Here is a 17129-nt window from a genome sequence, read left to right on the forward strand (position 1 = left end):
GGCGTGCGCGGTGGCCGTGCGTGGGCTCACTTGCGCGGGGCCTCGACCTTGGCGAGCAGGGCGGTGAGTGCGTCATCGGCGGACTGGCCTTCGATCTGCAGCTCCGGGGCCAGCGTGATGCGGTGGCGCAGGGCCGGCTTGGCGATCTCGCGCACGTCGTCGGGGGTGACGAAATCGCGGCCGGACAGCACCGCCTGGGCGCGTGCGGCGCGTACCAGCGCGATGCTGCCACGCGGGCCGGCGCCCAGCGCGATGCCCGGCCACTTGCGGGTGGCCGCGACGATGCGCACCGCGTAGTCGATCACCTGCGGGTCGACGGTGATCTCGGCCACGGCCTTCTGCAGCGCGACCACGTCGCTGCCGCTGAGCACGCGCGGCACCTGCGACAGGTCGAAGTCGCCGGCGGTGCGGCCGACGGTGATGGCCTGGACCATGCGCTTCTCGTCTTCCAGCTGCGGGTAGTCGATCAGCACCTTCAGCAGGAAGCGGTCCAGCTGCGCCTCGGGCAGCGGGTAGGTGCCCTCCTGCTCGACCGGGTTCTGCGTGGCCAGGGTGAGGAACGGCGGGTTCAGCGGGAAGGCCTTGCCCTCGATCGTGACCTGGCCTTCCTGCATCACTTCCAGCAGCGCCGACTGGGTCTTGGCCGGGGCGCGGTTGATTTCATCGGCCAGCAGCAGGTTGGTGAACACCGGGCCGCGGCGGATCTTGAAGCTCTCGGTCTTGGGGTCGTACACCGCGTGGCCGCTGACGTCGCTGGGCATCAGGTCCGGGGTGAACTGCACGCGCGCGTAGTCCAGCTCCAATGCCTGGGCCAGGGCGCGCACCAGCAGCGTCTTGCCCAGGCCGGGCACGCCTTCGATCAGCACGTGGCCACCGGCCAACAGCGCGATCAGGATCTGCTCGAGCACATCGGCCTGGCCGATGAAGGCCTGCCCGACGGCTTCGCGGATGCGCTCGACGCGTTCGATCACCTCGGCGTTGCCCGGTGCAGGCGCGGGTGCCGCGGCAGGTGCGGGCGCGGCGGCGGGAGCCTCGCCGGGAAGGGCGGGCGGAAACGGCGTCTCGTTCATAGCTGGTTTCTCATCTGGATGAGCAGGCGGATGCGTTCACGCAGGGCGTTGTCGTCCCGCGAGGGGGGAACCTGGAGCGCGCTCTGCACGCGGGCGAGCGGCCATTGCAGGTGATCGGCGATGGCCTGGGCCTGGGCGTCGCCAACCAGGGCCGCGGCCACCGGTGCGCGGCGGCGCAGGCGGGCCAGGAAGGACTGGCGAACCGCGTCGTACAGCAGCGGTGACTTGCCGTAACGATGCAGGTGTTCGCCGGAGGCGCGCACGTGCTCCAGCAGCGAGCGGCGGTCGCCGCGCGGGGACGGCTGCAGCGCGCCGAAACGCTGGCTGCGCGCCCACAGCCACGCCAGCAGAGCGAGCAGCAGCGGCAGCCAGACCGGCCAGCCCTGCTTGAGCAGGGTCCGCCACAGCGACGGCATCTGCATCTCGTAGACCAGGTGCGTGGTGCCCTTGCCGTAGTTGGGCGCCAACACCAGCCGGGCCAGGTCGCGGTGCGGGATGTCGCGCAGGCCGGTTTCATATTCGCCGCGCCCGTTGCGCAGGAAATCGGTGCTGCCCAGCACGTCGACGCGGCCGGTGCCGTAGCGCAGCCGCGCCCAGGCCAGCGTGGCATCCGTGCCGTCGCCCCAGCGGCGTTCGACCCGGGTGCTGCCATCCACGGTGAAGCGGTTGCCGGAGCAGAACTCCTGGTGCTCCTCCTGGCCGTTCACGCGCCATGGCAGGCAGCGTGCCGGGACCTCGCTGGTCTCCACGCCCAGCTGCTCCAGCAGGCCCGCGTCGTTGCCATCGAGTTCCTCATCGGCCCCGGGCATCTGCAGGACCAGGTGCCCGCCGAACTGCACCCAGTCGAGCAGGCCGCTGACCTGCGGCGGCGAGAGCAGGCGCGGGTCGTCCAGCATCACCACGGTGTCGCCGGGCTGCAGCTTCATGTCGGCCAGGTCGAGCTGGCGCCGCGATTCGGCCTTCTGCCCGTCGCGGCGCAGGGTCTCGCGCAGGGCATACAGCGGGTTGTAGGTGGGCTCGCCGTAGGCGGGCAGGATGATCTCCTCCTTGCGCCGTTCGACGGCGGAGAACACCCATGCCACCACCAGCGCGCTGACCAGCACGCCGATGCCCGCGATCAGCCCGTAGCGCAGGCGCGCGCTCACGTGCGCCACCCGTACTGCCGGTGCAGTTCACCCATCAATGCCTCGAACTCGTCTTCGCTGGGCAGGCGGCCGGCATAGGCGGCGTACTGCCAGGTGCGCACCATGCGCGCGAACAGGGTGCGGTCGGCTTCCTGCGGCATGCGCCGCGAGGCGCGCAGGCACTGCGCCTCGGTGGCGCCGGGTGGCAACACGATGTCGGCACGCTGGCCCAGCACCTCCACCGACGCGCGGTACAGCAGGGCCAGTGCATGACGCGGCTTGCCTTCGCGCCACAGGCGGCGCGCGCTGCCCAGGATGTCCGGCGGCAGCACTTCGGGCACCAGCAGCGCGTCGTGCTGCACCGGGGTCTGTGCTTCGCGCGTGCGCCGGCCACTGCCACGCAGCCACGGCAACCACCAGCGGGCGGTGAGCGCCAGCACAATCAGCAGTGCGGCCAGCACGATCCACAGGATGCTTTCGCCGATCAGCGCGAGCACCTGCGAGACGAACGTCATGAACGACGGGTCACGCGTCTGGTCGCTGTTGTCCTGCGTGGGCTTGTCCCGTTCCTTGAACACCCACTTGTCCACCGTGCGCTTGGCGCCCAGCTGCGGATCCTCGTAGGCGCGTGCGGCGGCCTGGCGGAAGCCGTCGGTGTCGGCGTCGCCCTGGCCGAACACCGCATGCGGCGTGGCCGGGATGATCGCGTTCGACGGCGCGGCGGTTTCCTTGTGGTTGCTCAGCACCGAGTCGGGCAGGGCGTTGCTCTGCTGCGCGCGCAGCGGCGCGATGCCGACCAGCAGGAACAGCACCATCAATGGCGCCAGCCGGGCCAGGCGCTCGCGCAGGCGGCGGAAGGCGATCTCCACGTCCCAGGCTTCCAGCTGGGTGCGGCGGTTGAGGTACAGGCCGAAGCCGGCACCGCTGTAGAACGGGCCGATCAGGGTCATCGCGCCCCAGGCCAGCAGGTTGAAACCGATCCACGCCCACGCGGGCGTTTCGTCGCCGATCAGCGACCAGGACGCACGCAGCGATTCGGGCAGGTCTTCCACCGGCATGAACATGAAGATCAGGGCGATGCCGGCCAGCTGCAGCATGGCCTCGAAGTGCCAGCACACCGAGGTCAGCAGCGTGGCGTGGCCATAGCTGGCACCGCCCAGTGCACGCCGGCGCATGCCGCGTTGCGGGCCATCGCCACCTTCCAGCAGGTCCACCGGCATCAGCAGCGAGCGTGCCGGGCTGAGCCGGCGCCAGCCCAGGTAGGCGCCGATGCCGCGCCAGCCCCAGCGCAGCTGCGCGCGCAGTGTCTGAGTGGTGGTCGGCACCGCGCCGAAGGCACCGCGCGAGATCACGTACAGCGGGATCCGCTCGAATGCCGGTTTCAGCCACCACATCACCAACGCCGGCAACCAGAAGTTGTCCAGCCACAGGCCGAGCAGGTTGAGCAGCGCGAACACCGGCAGGGTGATCAGCAGCCAGGGTTTCCAGATGGCCCAAGCATGCCGGCGCACCAACGCCGTGCCCAGCTCCATCGCCTCCCACTGCGAGCGGGCGCGCAGCACCACGTCGAGCTGGTCAATGCGCATGTGCGCTCCCGCGTCCACCGCGCCACAGCCAGAGGATCACCAGCGTCCACAGGATGCCGGAGACGGTCAGCTTGCCCCACATCGGCACCCATGCGATCGAGGACCAGAACGCCTCGATGAACGCGGCCACCAGCAGCATGAAGGCCACGCCCAGGCACAGCCTGGCGCCGACCCGGCCACCTTCGATCAGGGCATCGATGCGGCGCATGCGGCCCGGTGCCAGCAGGCGCAGGCCCAGCTGCAGGCCGGCGCCGCCAGCGATCACGATGGCGGTCAGCTCGAACGGCGCATGCCCGACCACGAAGCGCCAGAAGGGCTCGCCGAAGCCGGCCTGCTGCAGGTGGCCGGCCACCGCGCCGATGGTGATGCCGTTGAACAACAGCACCAGGACCGTGCCGATCCCCGCCAACAGGCCACTGGCAAAGGTGCGCAGGCCGATGCTGATGTTGTTCATGATGTAGTGGCCGAACATCGCCCAGTCGGTGCCGCTGTCGCGGCCCAGGTGGTCGGCGGCCGGGTCGTACATCTTTTCCATCTGCGCGATCTGGGTGGTGCTCAACAGCATGTGGACCAGGTCCGGCTTGAGCTGCAGCAGCACGAAGATGCCCACCAGCGGCACCGCGAACAGCGCCAGCGCGGTCCACATCGCGCCGGCCTGGCTGCGCACGGCCAACGGGAAATCGGCGAACAGGAACTCCACCGCGCGCGACCAGCGCGGCGGCGGGGTGCGGTAGAGCAGGTTGTGGCCGTTCTGCGAGAGCTGCTGCAGGCGTTCGACCAGCTGCGGGCTGTAACCGCGGTGGCGGGCCAGCGCCAGCTGCTGGCACAACCGCCGGTAGCGCTGCGGGATGGTCTCATCGCCGGGCAGGTCGGCGTCCACGGTGCCGCGCACGCTGCGGGCATGGCCCCCGCGCCGCTGCAGCCACTGCTCGAACTGCTGCCACTCATGCTGGTAACGGGTGACGAACTGCTCCTGCTTCATCGCCGCCCCAACAACCAGTTGGCCATGGCATACAGGCGCAGCACGCCGGCCGCGCCGCTGGCCTGGCTCAGGCCCGAGGCGATGTCGGCCAGTTCGTTCTGGCGCGGCCCGGACAGGGCCGGCGCGCGGTCGGCGAAGGCGATCAAGGCGATCTGTTCACCGGGTTGCAGCGGCACCGGCGGGGCAAGCACGGTCTCGATCCGCGCCGGCGGTTCAGCCGCGCGGGGCGGGGCATGCACCACCAGCGAGCCGGCGACCAGGTCACCCAGGCGCCGGCCATAGGGGTCGCACAGGCAGCTGATCAGGCCCACCGCGTAGCCGAACGGCAATGCGTCCACGGTGCGCAGCAGGTTGCGCACGATGGCCGGCATCCAGCCCAGCGGCGCACCGTCATTGGCGACCACGCGCAGGCCGAGCACGCGCTTGCCCAGTGTCTGGCCGAACCAGACTTCCAGCACGATCGGGTAGGCCCAGAACATCAGGAACATCAGGCCCAGGTACAGGCCCTGGCCGAAGTCGCCCAGGGCCAGCAGCACCGGGCTCATCACCATCAACACGCCGAAGCGGACCAGCAGGTCGATCAGCCAGGCCAGTGCACGCGGCACCGGGCCGGCGGCGGGCAACTGCAGCGGCACGCCTTCGGGCGTGATCACTTCGCGATAGGTATCGAGCATGGGCGCGCCCGCGGGCATCACGGCACCGCCTGCGCAGCGTGCTGCGTTGGCCCTGGCTGGCGGGAAGTCCGGTGTCCGGCCCGGACGGATGCCTGTGGCATTCGTGTCTCGACTGCGTCCTGTCAGGGTGCAGACTTTAACTGGCGCCCATGTGAAAGCCCAGCCTGCTGCCCGTGGCGGCAGGCTGGACGGGGGCGGCTCAGCGGACCGTGCCGCCTTCGCGCTTGCCGCTGAACAGCTTGCGGACGCCGGCCCCCAGCGCGATCACGCCGATCAGCAGCAGCTTCCAGAACTTGGCCAGCAGCAGGCCCACCTTGGCGAACAGACCGGCCTTGGCGGCCAGGCCACCACCGATCAGCGTGGCCACGCCGTAGGCGGCCACCTTGTCGGTGCTGGCGTTGTGGTCGGCGTAGCGCGCGCCTTCGTTGAACTCGGTCATCGGCAGCAGGCGGTCCATGCCGGTGCGCACCGCCGACAGGTCCGACATCGCCGACACCGCGTTGAGGCTCAGGTAGCCATAGCGGCCGAGCACGCGGATGTCGTAGTTCAGCGAGTGCGCTGGCTCGTTGTTGAAGGCCAGCTCACGCGCCCAGTACAGCTTCTTGCTGTCGGCGTCGTAGCGCGGCGGCACGGCCCAGCCGATCAGGTCCAGCGAGCCATAGCCGGCCTTCACCCGCTCCGGGTTGGCCTCGCGGATGCTGGTCTGCATGGTCTCCAGCAGTTCGCTGTAATCGATGTCCTTGGCGTCGCCATCGGACACGTAGCCGTCATCGGAGTAGGTGACCACCACCGCCCAGCTGCCGTCCTCGAGCAGGCCGGGGCTGCGCGGCACGATCAGGCCGAGCACGCTGTCATCGGGCGGGTTGCCCCACATGTCTTCCAGCACGCGGCGGGCGTCGGCCTTTTCCAGGTACTGGAACTCATCGCCGAGGTTGAAATGCGCCTTGGCCGCCGGCACCGCGATCGGGCCGGTATGGAAGTCCAGCGACTTCACGAACTGCTCGGCGCTCATGCCCTGCTCTTCCTGGGCGGCGGCGGTGGCGGGCAGCAGGCACAACAGCGACGCAGCGGCCAGCAGGCCGAGCGCGACGGATTTGATCGACTTCATTTCTTGATCCTTCAAGGGGGCGTCCCCACGCCCAGGGCGCGCAGTTTGCGCGCCATCGCAACTGACGGCAATGGGCCGTTGGTCAGCCCTGCATGCCGCGGTACTGGTCCTTGACCTTGACGTAGTGGTCGGCCGAGTAGCGCAGGCCTTCGATGTCCTTTTCGCTGAGCTGGCGCATCAACCGCGCCGGGTTGCCCGCCCACAGCTCGCCGCTGCGCACCACCTTGCCAGGGCCGACCACCGCACCGGCGGCGATGAAGGCGTTGGCCTCGATCACCGCGCCATCGAGGATGCATGCGCCCATGCCGATCAGGCAGTAGTCGCCGATGGTGCAGGCGTGGATGATGCAGCCATGGCCCACGGTGACGCCTTCGCCGATCAGGGTCGGGTAGCCGCCCTTGTTGTAGGGGCTGTCATGGCTGACGTGGATGATCGTGCCGTCCTGCACGTTGGTGCGCGCACCGATGCGGATGTGGTTCACGTCGCCACGGATCACCGTGCCCGGCCAGACCGAGGCGTCATCGCCGATTTCCACGTCACCGATGATGGTGCACGCCGGGTCCACGTAAACGCGCTCGCCGATGACGGGCATCTTGTCCAGGAAGGGGCGCAGGGCGGTCATGCGTGGTATCCGGTTCTGAAAAGCGTGACATGCATGATACCGCGCGCTCCCGCGGCACGCGGCGGCATGGCATCAGCGTGGTGCGTGGCGTTCCAGCATGCCTCGGAACAAGGCATCGAGTGCTTCGCCATCCCCTTGTCCTGCCGGCAATGACGGAGCACTGCCGCTGCGTTGCTGCAACTGCTCGTCGATGTAGTCGCTGATGGCGGCGATGCGCGGCCCGTCCGAGACCTCGGTGCTGCGACGCTTCACCTGCAGCAGCTGGTCGATGGCGGTTCGCACCGGGCCATTGGGCAGCAGCCGATCAAGCAGGGTTTCGAAGGCCATTGGTGGCGGCGAGGGATCGCTCTCGATCCATTGGCAGGCGAGCAGCGGGCGCAGCACGTACAGGTACTTCTTGGTGCGTACCCGCTCGCCCTTCAGGTAGCCGCGATGGTTGGTGGTGGCCATGTTGAAGTAGTGCCACCAGCTGCCGAGCGGTGAGTGGAAGGTTTCCACCGCTTCGCGCAACGACGCGATGGCCTGCATGTCGCCGCGGTACAGGATGGGCGAGCGCAGCCACTCGGAGAGTGTCGGATTGGACTTGGAGACCAGGCGTAGCGCCTTGCGCAGGTCCCAGCCGCTGATGTCGAGTTCGTCGTCGATCGGCAGCTCGATGACGTCGCGCTGCGGTTCGCCGGGACCGGTGCGTTCGTTGACGCTCAGGTACCACGGTTGCCGATGCACGTAGATGAAGCGTGCGTCGTAGTCGCTGTCCGGAGAGGAAAAGCCCCAGCCCCGGCTGCCGGACTCACAGGCCATCAGCACGCGGACGTCATGCTGGCGCTCGATCTGCTCCAGAGCGGCGAGCACCGCTTCACGCTTGTCGGGGTCGATCGGATGGATATCCATATCCTGCAGTACTCATCGTCGTGGGGTGATGAGTGTAGGCGGATTCTGCTTCTGGCTCCGTCCCTTGCGCCGAAGCCGGCGGGGACGGGCAACGCCCCTCAAGCCACCTTGCCGCGCCGTGCCCGCTCCAGGTGCACCAGCAGCAGCGAGATCGCCGCCGGGGTCATGCCCGGGATGCGCTGTGCCTGGCCGATGGTCTGCGGGCGCACGCATTCGAGCTTCTGCAATGCTTCGGCGGACAGGCCGCGCACGGAGCCGAAGTCGAAGCCTTCGGCGATCACGGTGTTCTCGTGGCGCTGCTGGCGCTCGATCTCCTCGCGCTGGCGATCCAGGTAACCGGCGTACTTGACGCTGATCTCCACCTGCTCGGCCACCCGCGCGTCGGCCACGCCCGGGCCCAGCGAGGGCACCCGCATCAGCTTGGCGTAGTCCAGTTCCGGGCGCTTGATCAGGTCCAGCACGTTGGTTTCGCGGCTCACCGCCACGCCGGTGGCCTGTGCCACTTCGCGGCCCAGGGCATTGGCCGGCGTCGCCCACAGGGCGCGCAGGCGCGCGCTTTCGTTGTTCACCGCTTCCTGCTTGGCCTGGAACGCCGACCAGCGACGCGCATCGACCAGGCCCAGCTCGCGGCCGGTCGGGGTCAGGCGTACGTCGGCGTTGTCCTCGCGCAGCTGCAGCCGGTATTCGGCGCGGCTGGTGAACATGCGGTACGGCTCGCTGGTGCCGTGGGTGATCAGGTCATCCACCAGCACGCCGATATAAGCCTCGTCGCGGCGTGGGCACCAGCCGTCGCGGCCCTGCACGAACAGCGCGGCGTTGATGCCGGCCAGCAGGCCCTGCGCGCCGGCTTCCTCGTAGCCGGTGGTGCCGTTGATCTGCCCGGCGAAGAACAGGCCGGCGACCTGGCGGGTCTCCAGCGTGTTCTTCAGCCCGCGCGGGTCGAAGAAGTCGTACTCGATGGCGTAGCCGGGGCGTGTGATATGCGCGTTCTCGAAGCCGCGGATGCTGCGCACCAGCTCCAGCTGCACGTCGAACGGCAGCGAGGTGGAGATGCCGTTGGGGTAGATCTCCACCACGTCCAGACCCTCGGGCTCGACGAAGATCTGGTGGCTGTCCTTCTCGGCGAAGCGCACCACCTTGTCCTCGATGGACGGGCAGTAGCGCGGGCCGATGCCCTCGATCTGGCCGCTGTACAGCGGCGAACGGTGCAGCGCGTTGCGGATGATCTCGTGGGTGCGCTCGCTGGTGTGGGTGATCCAGCAGCTGACCTGGCGCGGATGCTCGCGCACGTCGCCCAGGTAGGACATCACCGGCAGCGGGTCATCGCCGGGCTGTTCCTCCATCACGCTGTAATCCAGCGAGCGGCCGTCGATGCGCGGCGGCGTGCCGGTCTTCAGGCGGTCGATGGCGAACGGACGCTCGCGCAGGCGCGCGGCCAGCGTGGTGGCCGGCGGGTCGCCCATGCGGCCGGCGGTGTACTGGGTCTCGCCGATGTGGATCTTGCCGGCCAGGAAGGTGCCGGCGGTCAGCACCACGGCGGCGGCATGGAAGGTCAGCCCGGTCTGGGTGATGGCGCCGCGCACGGCGTCGCCTTCGATCACCAGGTCGTCCACCGCCGCCTGGAACACGGTCAGGTTGGGCTGCGACTCGACGATGCCGCGGATCGCCATGCGGTACAGGTTGCGGTCGGCCTGGCAGCGGGTGGCGCGCACGGCCGGGCCCTTGGAGGCATTGAGGGTGCGCCACTGGATGCCGGCGCGGTCGGCGGCATGCGCCATGGCACCGCCCAGGGCGTCGATCTCCTTGACCAGGTGGCCCTTGCCGATGCCGCCGATGGCCGGGTTGCAGCTCATCGCGCCGACGGTCTCGACGTTGTGGGTCAGCAGCAGGGTGCGGGCGCCGCCGCGGGCCGCGGCCAGTGCGGCCTCGGTGCCGGCGTGGCCGCCGCCGATGACGATGACGTCGTAACGGTAGAAGGAGTCGCTCATGGGCGTGAGATTGGTCGAGAAGTGTGAAGTCCGTTGCCGGGCATGCCTCCGGTGCCAGGGCGGCCCGGTTGCTGATTTTACCGCCAACGAAAATTCTTGAGACGAAGGCCTAAAGTTGGCACGCAACCTGCAGCTAATACATTGCACCCAACGTGGCATGCGACACAGGCGCAACAAGGTCGGAATTGGAACAGGGGCCGACCGAAGCGCACGTTGGGGTAGCAGGGGCCGGTAGTCGGGGGACTACCGGCTCTGGTATCCGACAATGCCTTGCAAGGCATTGAAAGCAGCAAGGCAGTAAAGACGAAGCCCCGGCCTAGGCCGGGGCTTCGTCTTTTTTAGGCGCCGATGCCCGACAGGGCCGGAACAGGGGGGATCCAGATTTCCTGGCGGACATCGACATTGAGGCGGTTGGGCGGGACCGGTTTAGGTCAGTTTGCGACGCAACCGGTCACCCGTGGGACAAAGGATGCCTGCATTTTCCGCAAATGCAACCTTTTTATCTCTCCACATTCCTGACTTCGCGCGGAAGGCGGTTCTGTGACGGCTGTCGGGCCGGCATCGGCCGGGGCTGCATGGCCGGCCGGGACGGCATGGCCTGGGCACGCGGCACCGCGCGTGGCTCGGTCATCGCGCGGGGCTGCGGACGCTGCAGGCGGTCCATGTCCCGCCAGGGCGACTTGCTGCCACCGCCGTTGGCCGGCGGCATCGGACGGGTCGGCGGGTTGGGGCGGTTGTCACCCGGACGCGGCGGACGCGGACGGTTGTCGCCATGGCCATGGCCGTTGCCCGGCGGGGGCGGCCGGTGGCCGTGCGGCGGACGCTGCGGGTACGGGCGGTAGTACGGGCGATAGACCGGGTAGCCACCCCCGTAGTAGCCGCTGCCGTAACCGTAATAGCCGGAGCCATAGCCGCCGTAGGCACCGTAAGGGTAGCCATACGGATAGCTGTACTGCACCGACGGCGAGCCATGGTAGTAGCCGCCACCGCTGCCGCCGACGTAGTCATACGTGGCGCAGCCGGACAGGGCCAGCAACAGGCCGGTGGAAACAATCAGGCGCTTGATCATGTGTCGTCCCCCCCAATGGGTATGGCGCCAGCTTCGTGCTGGTGGATTGAATCGGCCCTTAATCGGTACCGATTTGGCTGAACACATTCCATGCGCGAATGAGATGGTCCAAGGCAGCGAGCCTACGCTAACCTTCCACCATGAACGAACATTCCTTGCCCGGGTTCGCTGACGTACTGGCCGCCGCGGCGCGTATCGCATCGCACGCGACGGTCACGCCGGTACTGCGTTCGCGCGAGCTGGACGGGCTGGCCGGTGCAAGCCTGCACTTCAAGGGCGAGCACCTGCAGCGCGGGGGCGCATTCAAGTTCCGCGGCGCCTGCAATGCGGTGTGGTCGCTGGATGCCGAGCAGGCGCAGCGTGGCGTGGTCACCCATTCTTCCGGCAACCACGGGGCCGCGCTGGCACTGGCGGCACGTTCGCGAGGCATTCCCTGCCACGTGGTGGTGCCCGAGGGCGCGGTGGCGACCAAGCTGGCCAACATCGTGCGCAATGGCGCCACGTTGTGGCGCTGCGCGCCGAACCAGGCCGCGCGCGAGGTCGAATGCGCGCGCGTGCAGCGCGAGACCGGGGCGACGCTGGTGCACCCGTATGCCGATGCCAAGGTGATCGCCGGGCAGGGCACGGCGGCGTTGGAGCTGGTGCGGCAGGCCGGGGCGACGCTGGACGTGCTGGTGGTGCCAGTGGGCGGCGGCGGGCTGGCCGCGGGGACGTTGTTGGCCCTGCAGCAACTGCTGCCCGACTGCGCGCTGGTGCTGGCCGAGCCGGCCGGTGCCGCCGATACCGCGCGTTCTCTGGCCGCCGGCGAACGACTGCTGGACTTCGTGCCGGACACGGTCTGCGATGGCCTGCGCGGCGCGCTGGGCGCACCGAATTTCGAACTGCTCAACCAGCGCGCCGAGGTGATCACCGTCGATGACGTGGACACCGTGACCGCGATGCGGCGGGTCTGGCAGGTGATGAAGCAGGTGGTCGAGCCGTCATCGGCGATCACCCTGGCCGCGGTGCTGGCACAGCCGGAGCGTTTCGCCGGCCGCAACGTGGGGTTGATCTTCAGCGGCGGCAACGTGGATCTGGATGCGTTGCCGTGGGGGAAGGAATGAGCAGCAAGGGACGCACCGGCCTGGTGGGTTGGTTGTGGCGGTTCGGGGTGTTGCTGGCGTTGTGGTTGCTGGGCGTGGCGGCATGGATCATCTGGGTGGGTGACCGCGACCAGGCCGCGCCGGCCGACGCGATCATCGTGCTGGGCGCGGCGGCCTATGACGCCAAGCCTTCGCCGGTGTTCGAGGAGCGCATCCGCCACGGGCTGGACCTGTACCGGCAGGGCTATGCGCCCAAGCTGATCTTCACCGGCGGGTTCGGCGGGTCACGCGCGCGCTTCTCCGAGTCGCAGGTGGCGCGCCGCTACGCGCTCAAGCAGAAGATCCCGGCCGAGGACATCCTGATCGAGACCCGCTCGCGGACCACGCGGCAGAACCTGGTCGAGGCGCGCCGGGTGATGGCGCAGAACGACATGCACCGGGTGATCGTGGTCAGCGACCCGCTGCACATGGCGCGCGCGCTGCGCCTGTCGCACGAACTGGGCATCGACGCGTTGGCCTCCTCCACGCCGAGCACGCGCTTCCGCAGCTTCCACACCAGCTGGCGCTTCCTGGCGCAGGAAATCTATTTCTTCCACCGCGACCTGTTCGTCAAGGGCGCCTGAGGCGCGACGGCGGCGCACGACACGCAGGGGTTCTGCATGAGCAACGACGATACTTCCCGCCAGCAGGCGATCGCGCTGGTGCGCGGCTACTACGATGCCTTCAACCGCGGCGATTGGGCCGGCATGCTGGAACGGCTGTCCGACGACGTGGCGCATGACCTGAACCAGGGCGCGCGCGAGGTCGGTCGCCAGGCATTTGCCGTGTTCCTGCAACGCATGGAAGCCAGCTACCGCGAGCAACTGCGCGATGTGGTGGTGATGGCGAGCGAGGATGGCCTGCGGGTGGCGGCCGAGTACGTGGTGCATGGCCAATACCACCACACCGACGACGGCCTGCCGCCGGCGCAGGGGCAACGCTATGTGCTGCCGGGCGGTGCGTTCTTCGACGTGCGTGATGGGCGGATCAGCCGCGTGAGCAATTACTACAACCTGCAGGACTGGATCACGCAGGTCAGCGCCTGATCCGGCGCTGAGGCGGTATCGGCTTCGCGGCCGGGGCCGCTCCTGCGCGATGCCGCCTTGCGCGCGGGGCCGCGCCTACTGTTTGCGGCGGATCGGGATGGCCGACACCGGCACGGCGGCGACGTCGTGGCCGTGTTCGCGGATGGGGGCGCCCGGTTCCGGTGCCCAGGCATGGGCGTAGATGACTTCCCAGCTGCTGGGAAGCTTGCCGTCGGCGCCGCGCAGCGGCTCGTAGGCCTGGCTGGCGGCGGCGAAGCGGCTGCGGCCGGTCAGCGTGTGGCGGCGGTTGCTCATCGCGTTGGTCGCGCCGATCGCCTTGAGCTCGCGCATCAGCGCCGGCAGGTCGTCGTAGGTCAGGGTGAACAGGTCGCGGTCCAGCACCGGGTCGCGGAAGCCGGCCATCATCAGCGCATCACCGAACTGGGCGATCTGCACGAAGCGGCTGACGTGCGCGGTGTCGTCGGCCTGTGCGAAGGCTTCGCGCAGTTCCACCAGCGTGTCCGGGCCGAAGGTGGAGCACACCAGCAGGCCGCCCGGCTTGAGCACGCGGCGGAAGCCGGCGAACACCGCCGGCAGGTCTTCCACCCACTGCAGGCACAGGTTGCTGAAGATCACGTCCACGCTGTTGTCGGCCAGCGGCAGGGCGCGCGCGTCGGCGCACACCCGCGAGAACGGGCGCCACCAGCCGGCCTGCTGCTTTGCCTCGACCAGCATCGGCAGGGCCAGGTCCAGCGCGATCACCTGCGCCTTGGGCCAGCGCTTCTTCATCACCGCGGTGGCGTGGGCCGGGCCGCTGCCCACGTCCAGCACCACCTGCGGTTGCTTGTCGGCCAGGTAGTCCAGCGATTCCAGCAACCGCTTGGCCACCTCCTGCTGCAGTGCCGCCGCGGCGTGGTAGCTGGAGGCGGCACGCGAGAAGGCGCGGCGGACGTGCTTGGGATCGAACAGGGAAGACATGGCGGGTACGTCGGTAAGGTCGGGAGTCAGAAAGTGCCGGGGTAGGCGCCGCCGTCGGTCAGCAGGTTCTGCCCGGTGATGTAGCCGGCATGCACGCTGCACAGGAACGCGCAGGTGGCACCGAACTCGTCGGCAGTGCCGAAGCGGCCGGCGGGGATGCTGCCCTGGCGGCGCGCGGAGACGTCCGCCAGCGGCTGCCCTTGCTTGTCCGCGCTGGCCTGCAGGATGCCGCGCAGGCGGTCGGTGTCGAAGGCGCCGGGCAGCAGGTTGTTGACGGTGACATTGCGGGCCAGGTGGGTGCGGGCGATGCCGGCGATGAAACCGGTCAGGCCCGAGCGTGCGCCGTTGGACAGGCCGAGCACGTCGATGGGGGCCTTCACCGAGCTGGAGGTGATGTTGACCACGCGCCCGTAGCCGCGCGCGGCCATCGCATCGACGGTGGCGCGGATCAGTTCGATCGGGGTAAGCATGTTGGCGTCCAGCGCGGCCAGCCAGGTGTCCCGGTCCCAGTCACGGAAATCCCCGGCGGGTGGGCCGCCGGCGTTGGTGACCAGGATGTCGACCTGCGGGCACGCCGCCAGCGCCGTGGCACGGCCCTGCGCGGTGGTGATGTCGGTGGCGACGGTGACCACCTGCGCGGCACCGGGCAGGGCGCGCAGGTCCGCTGCAGCCGCTTCCAGTGCGTCGGCACCGCGCGCAACGATGACCACGTTGACGCCTTCGGCCGCCAATGCGCGTGCGCAACCCAGGCCAAGGCCTTTGCTGGCACCACAGACCAGGGCCCAGCGGCCGGCGATTCCAAGATCCATGCTTATTCCTCGTGCGACGCGGGGAGCGACATGATCGGACAAATGCTCACGCGCAGCCTGCAACGAAGTGTTGCAGCAGCCCGGCGACCTGGTCGGCGTGGCCCAGGAACGGCGCGTGGCCGCCGCCTTCGATGGTGTGCGCGGCGTGCAGCCCGTCCGGCGCCAGTGCGGCTGCGGCGTGCATCGCGCGGGCCGGCACCAGCCGGTCGCGCTGGCCGCCGATCCACAGCCCCGGCTTGCGCAGGCTGGGCAGGGCACCGCGCAGGTCGCTGCGCTCGAGCAGGGCCAGGCCTTCGTGCAGGGCGCGCGGCGCCGGCTCGCCGCGGGCGACCAGGGCCTCGCGAAGGGTGCGCAGCTCGCTGCGGCCGTGCTGCGAGCCCATCACGTCCAGCGCGAGGAAGCGCTCCAGCGTGCCGCGGTAGTCCTGTTCCAGGTCACGGCCGAACTGTTCGAACACGCTGGCCTGGACCGCATCGGGCCAGTCTTCGCCACGCACGAAGCGTGGCGTGGCGGCCAGCATGGCCAGGCCGCGCACCTGCGGCAGGGTGGCGGCGGCATGCAGGGCCACCAGCCCGCCCAGCGACCAGCCGCACCACACTGCGGGCGGGGTGGCGGCGGCGATGGCGTTGACCAGGTAGGGCAGGCGCAGCGGCGTGGCGTCGTCACGGCTGTGGCCATGGCCGGGCAGGTCGACCAGGTGCAGCTGGAAATGCGGCGCCAGCCGCTCGACCAGCGGTGCGAAGATGCCGCCATGCAACGCCCAGCCGTGGATCAGGACCAGTGCCGGTCCGCTGCCGGTGACTTCGATATGCATGGGGCGTACAACCTGCTCAGGCGCCGACGGTGTTCAATGATTTCTGGTACAGCACCAGGTCGCGGGCCTTGGCGATGGCTTCCAGCAGCGCCTTGACCTGGTCCACGGTGTGCAGCGCCGACAGCGTCACGCGCAGCCGCGCCTTGCCTTCGGGCACGGTCGGCGGGCGGATCGCGCTGACCAGGAAGCCGGATTGTTCCAGCGTCGCCGACAGCGCCATCACCGTGGCCTCGTCGCCGCACAGCAGCGGCTGGATCGGGGTTTCCGACGGCATCAGCTCCAGTCCGTGGCGGCGCGCGCCCTCACGGAAGGTGGTGATCAGCTCGGTGAGTTTGTCGCGGCGCCAGTGGTCGCGGCGGGCCAGCTTGACCGCCGCCAGCGAGGCGGCGGCCTGCGCCGGTGGCAGCGCGGTGGTGTAGATGTACGGGCGCGCGGTCTCGGCCAGGTGCTGGATCAGCGCATCCTCGCCCAGCACCACCGCACCGTGGCCGCCGAGCGCCTTGCCCAGCGTGGCCAGCTGCAGCGGCACTTCGTTCACGCCCAGCCCGGCGTCGGCCACGCAGCCGCGGCCGTGCTCGCCGACCACGCCGATGCCATGTGCGTCGTCGACGTAGAACAGGGCTTCCTGCATGCGCGCCACCAGCGCCAGCGAGCGCAGCGGGGCGATGTCGCCATCCATGCTGAAGACGCCGTCGCTGATCAGCATGGCCGCGCCGTCGGCGGCGTTCTTGAGCTGGCGCATCGCGCCTTCGCTGTCCAGGTGCGGGTAGCGGCGCAGCCGGCAACCGGCCAGGCGGGTGGCGTCGAGCAGGCTGGCATGGTTGAGACGGTCCTGCACGCAGACGTCGGTCTCCTCGCTCAACAGCGCCTGCTGCACGGCCAGGTTGGCCATGAAGCCGCTGTCGAACAGCAGCGCACGCGGGTAGCCGAGCCAGTCGGCCATTTCCCGTTCCAGCTGCTGGTGCAGGCTGTGGTGGCCGCAGACCAGGTGCGAGGCAGTGCTGCCCACGCCCTCGCGCGAGGCCGCGTCCTGCAGCGCGGCGATGACCTCGAACTGTTGGGCCAAGCCGAGGTAATCGTTGCTGCAGAAGCCGGTCAGCCAGCGGCCATCGACCTCCAGGCGCACGCCATCACGCCGGCCGACGGTGCGGCGGGTGCGGATGCGGCTCTGCGCGAGACGCAGCTTACGCTGGTCCTGAATGCGGTCGTGGATGTCGGGACGGGCCATGGCAGCGGTTCATGGTCGGACGGCCGGTTAGCGTAACCGG

17 protein-coding genes are annotated in these 17129 nt (G+C 69.3%); 3 read left to right on the top strand and 14 right to left on the bottom strand.

Annotated elements, in window-relative coordinates; translation table 11 throughout:
• Positions 1-26: 26 nt before the first annotated feature.
• The 10 genes from ATCM_RS00830 to ATCM_RS00875 form a co-directional block, all read right to left on the bottom strand.
• Positions 27-1070, bottom strand: coding sequence for a MoxR family ATPase (locus ATCM_RS00830; RefSeq protein ID WP_132862407.1), 1044 nt, complete (start codon positions 1068-1070; stop codon positions 27-29).
• The gene (locus ATCM_RS00835) at positions 1067-2215 is read right to left on the bottom strand and encodes a DUF4350 domain-containing protein (protein ID WP_132862408.1); all 1149 of its coding nucleotides are present in this window, start codon (positions 2213-2215) and stop codon (positions 1067-1069) included. Before ATCM_RS00835 ends, ATCM_RS00830 begins: the two co-directional genes overlap by 4 nt.
• Positions 2212-3780, bottom strand: coding sequence for a DUF4129 domain-containing protein (locus ATCM_RS00840; RefSeq protein ID WP_132862409.1), 1569 nt, complete (start codon positions 3778-3780; stop codon positions 2212-2214). The genes ATCM_RS00835 and ATCM_RS00840 overlap by 4 nt, the downstream gene beginning before the upstream one ends.
• Positions 3770-4762 (bottom strand): stage II sporulation protein M, encoded by a 993-nt coding sequence (locus ATCM_RS00845; RefSeq protein WP_132862410.1) that lies wholly within the window; start codon positions 4760-4762, stop codon positions 3770-3772. The genes ATCM_RS00840 and ATCM_RS00845 overlap by 11 nt, the downstream gene beginning before the upstream one ends.
• Positions 4759-5436, bottom strand: coding sequence for an RDD family protein (locus ATCM_RS00850; RefSeq protein WP_132862411.1), 678 nt, complete (start codon positions 5434-5436; stop codon positions 4759-4761). Before ATCM_RS00850 ends, ATCM_RS00845 begins: the two co-directional genes overlap by 4 nt.
• A gap of 199 nt (positions 5437-5635) precedes the next feature.
• On the bottom strand, positions 5636-6544 hold the full coding sequence (locus ATCM_RS00855; protein WP_132862412.1) for a DUF2167 domain-containing protein: 909 nt from the start codon (positions 6542-6544) through the stop codon (positions 5636-5638).
• Positions 6545-6626: 82 nt separating this feature from the next.
• On the bottom strand, positions 6627-7166 hold the full coding sequence (locus tag ATCM_RS00860) for a gamma carbonic anhydrase family protein (RefSeq protein WP_132862413.1): 540 nt from the start codon (positions 7164-7166) through the stop codon (positions 6627-6629).
• A gap of 72 nt (positions 7167-7238) precedes the next feature.
• Positions 7239-8057, bottom strand: coding sequence for a nucleotidyltransferase domain-containing protein (locus ATCM_RS00865; RefSeq protein WP_132862414.1), 819 nt, complete (start codon positions 8055-8057; stop codon positions 7239-7241).
• 98 nt (positions 8058-8155) lie between these two features.
• Positions 8156-10045 carry a tRNA uridine-5-carboxymethylaminomethyl(34) synthesis enzyme MnmG gene (mnmG, locus tag ATCM_RS00870; protein WP_132862415.1) on the bottom strand — a complete coding sequence of 630 codons (1890 nt, stop codon included), beginning with the start codon at positions 10043-10045 and terminating at the stop codon, positions 8156-8158.
• Between the two features lie 499 nt (positions 10046-10544).
• On the bottom strand, positions 10545-11114 hold the full coding sequence (locus ATCM_RS00875) for a hypothetical protein (RefSeq protein ID WP_207911756.1): 570 nt from the start codon (positions 11112-11114) through the stop codon (positions 10545-10547).
• A gap of 140 nt (positions 11115-11254) precedes the next feature.
• On the opposite strand from ATCM_RS00875, the gene ATCM_RS00880 reads away from it, so the two are divergent.
• From ATCM_RS00880 to ATCM_RS00890, 3 genes are read left to right on the top strand one after another with little or no spacing between them, the layout of a single operon-like run.
• Positions 11255-12217: a pyridoxal-phosphate dependent enzyme gene (locus ATCM_RS00880; protein WP_132862416.1), complete on the top strand. Its 963-nt coding sequence runs from the start codon at positions 11255-11257 to the stop codon at positions 12215-12217.
• Complete coding sequence (locus ATCM_RS00885) at positions 12202-12819, top strand: YdcF family protein (RefSeq protein WP_165931091.1); 618 nt, start codon at positions 12202-12204, stop codon at positions 12817-12819. Before ATCM_RS00880 ends, ATCM_RS00885 begins: the two co-directional genes overlap by 16 nt.
• Positions 12820-12855: 36 nt before the next feature.
• Positions 12856-13281, top strand: coding sequence for a ketosteroid isomerase-related protein (locus tag ATCM_RS00890; protein ID WP_132862418.1), 426 nt, complete (start codon positions 12856-12858; stop codon positions 13279-13281).
• A 75-nt stretch (positions 13282-13356) separates the two neighbouring features.
• Here ATCM_RS00890 and bioC read toward each other — a convergent pair whose 3' ends face one another.
• From bioC to bioF, 4 genes are read right to left on the bottom strand one after another with little or no spacing between them, the layout of a single operon-like run.
• A complete protein-coding gene (gene bioC, locus ATCM_RS00895; protein ID WP_132862419.1) occupies positions 13357-14238 on the bottom strand; it encodes a malonyl-ACP O-methyltransferase BioC in 882 nt (293 codons plus the stop codon).
• Between the two features lie 26 nt (positions 14239-14264).
• The gene (locus tag ATCM_RS00900; protein ID WP_132862420.1) at positions 14265-15047 is read right to left on the bottom strand and encodes an SDR family oxidoreductase; all 783 of its coding nucleotides are present in this window, start codon (positions 15045-15047) and stop codon (positions 14265-14267) included.
• A 46-nt stretch (positions 15048-15093) separates the two neighbouring features.
• A complete protein-coding gene (gene bioH / locus ATCM_RS00905; RefSeq protein WP_132862421.1) occupies positions 15094-15861 on the bottom strand; it encodes a pimeloyl-ACP methyl ester esterase BioH in 768 nt (255 codons plus the stop codon).
• A gap of 16 nt (positions 15862-15877) precedes the next feature.
• Positions 15878-17089 (bottom strand): 8-amino-7-oxononanoate synthase, encoded by a 1212-nt coding sequence (bioF, locus tag ATCM_RS00910; RefSeq protein ID WP_132862422.1) that lies wholly within the window; start codon positions 17087-17089, stop codon positions 15878-15880.
• Positions 17090-17129: the final 40 nt, after the last annotated feature.

It is taken from the genome of Stenotrophomonas sp. ATCM1_4, assembly GCF_004348115.1.
GTDB classification, from domain to species: domain Bacteria; phylum Pseudomonadota; class Gammaproteobacteria; order Xanthomonadales; family Xanthomonadaceae; genus Stenotrophomonas; species Stenotrophomonas capsici.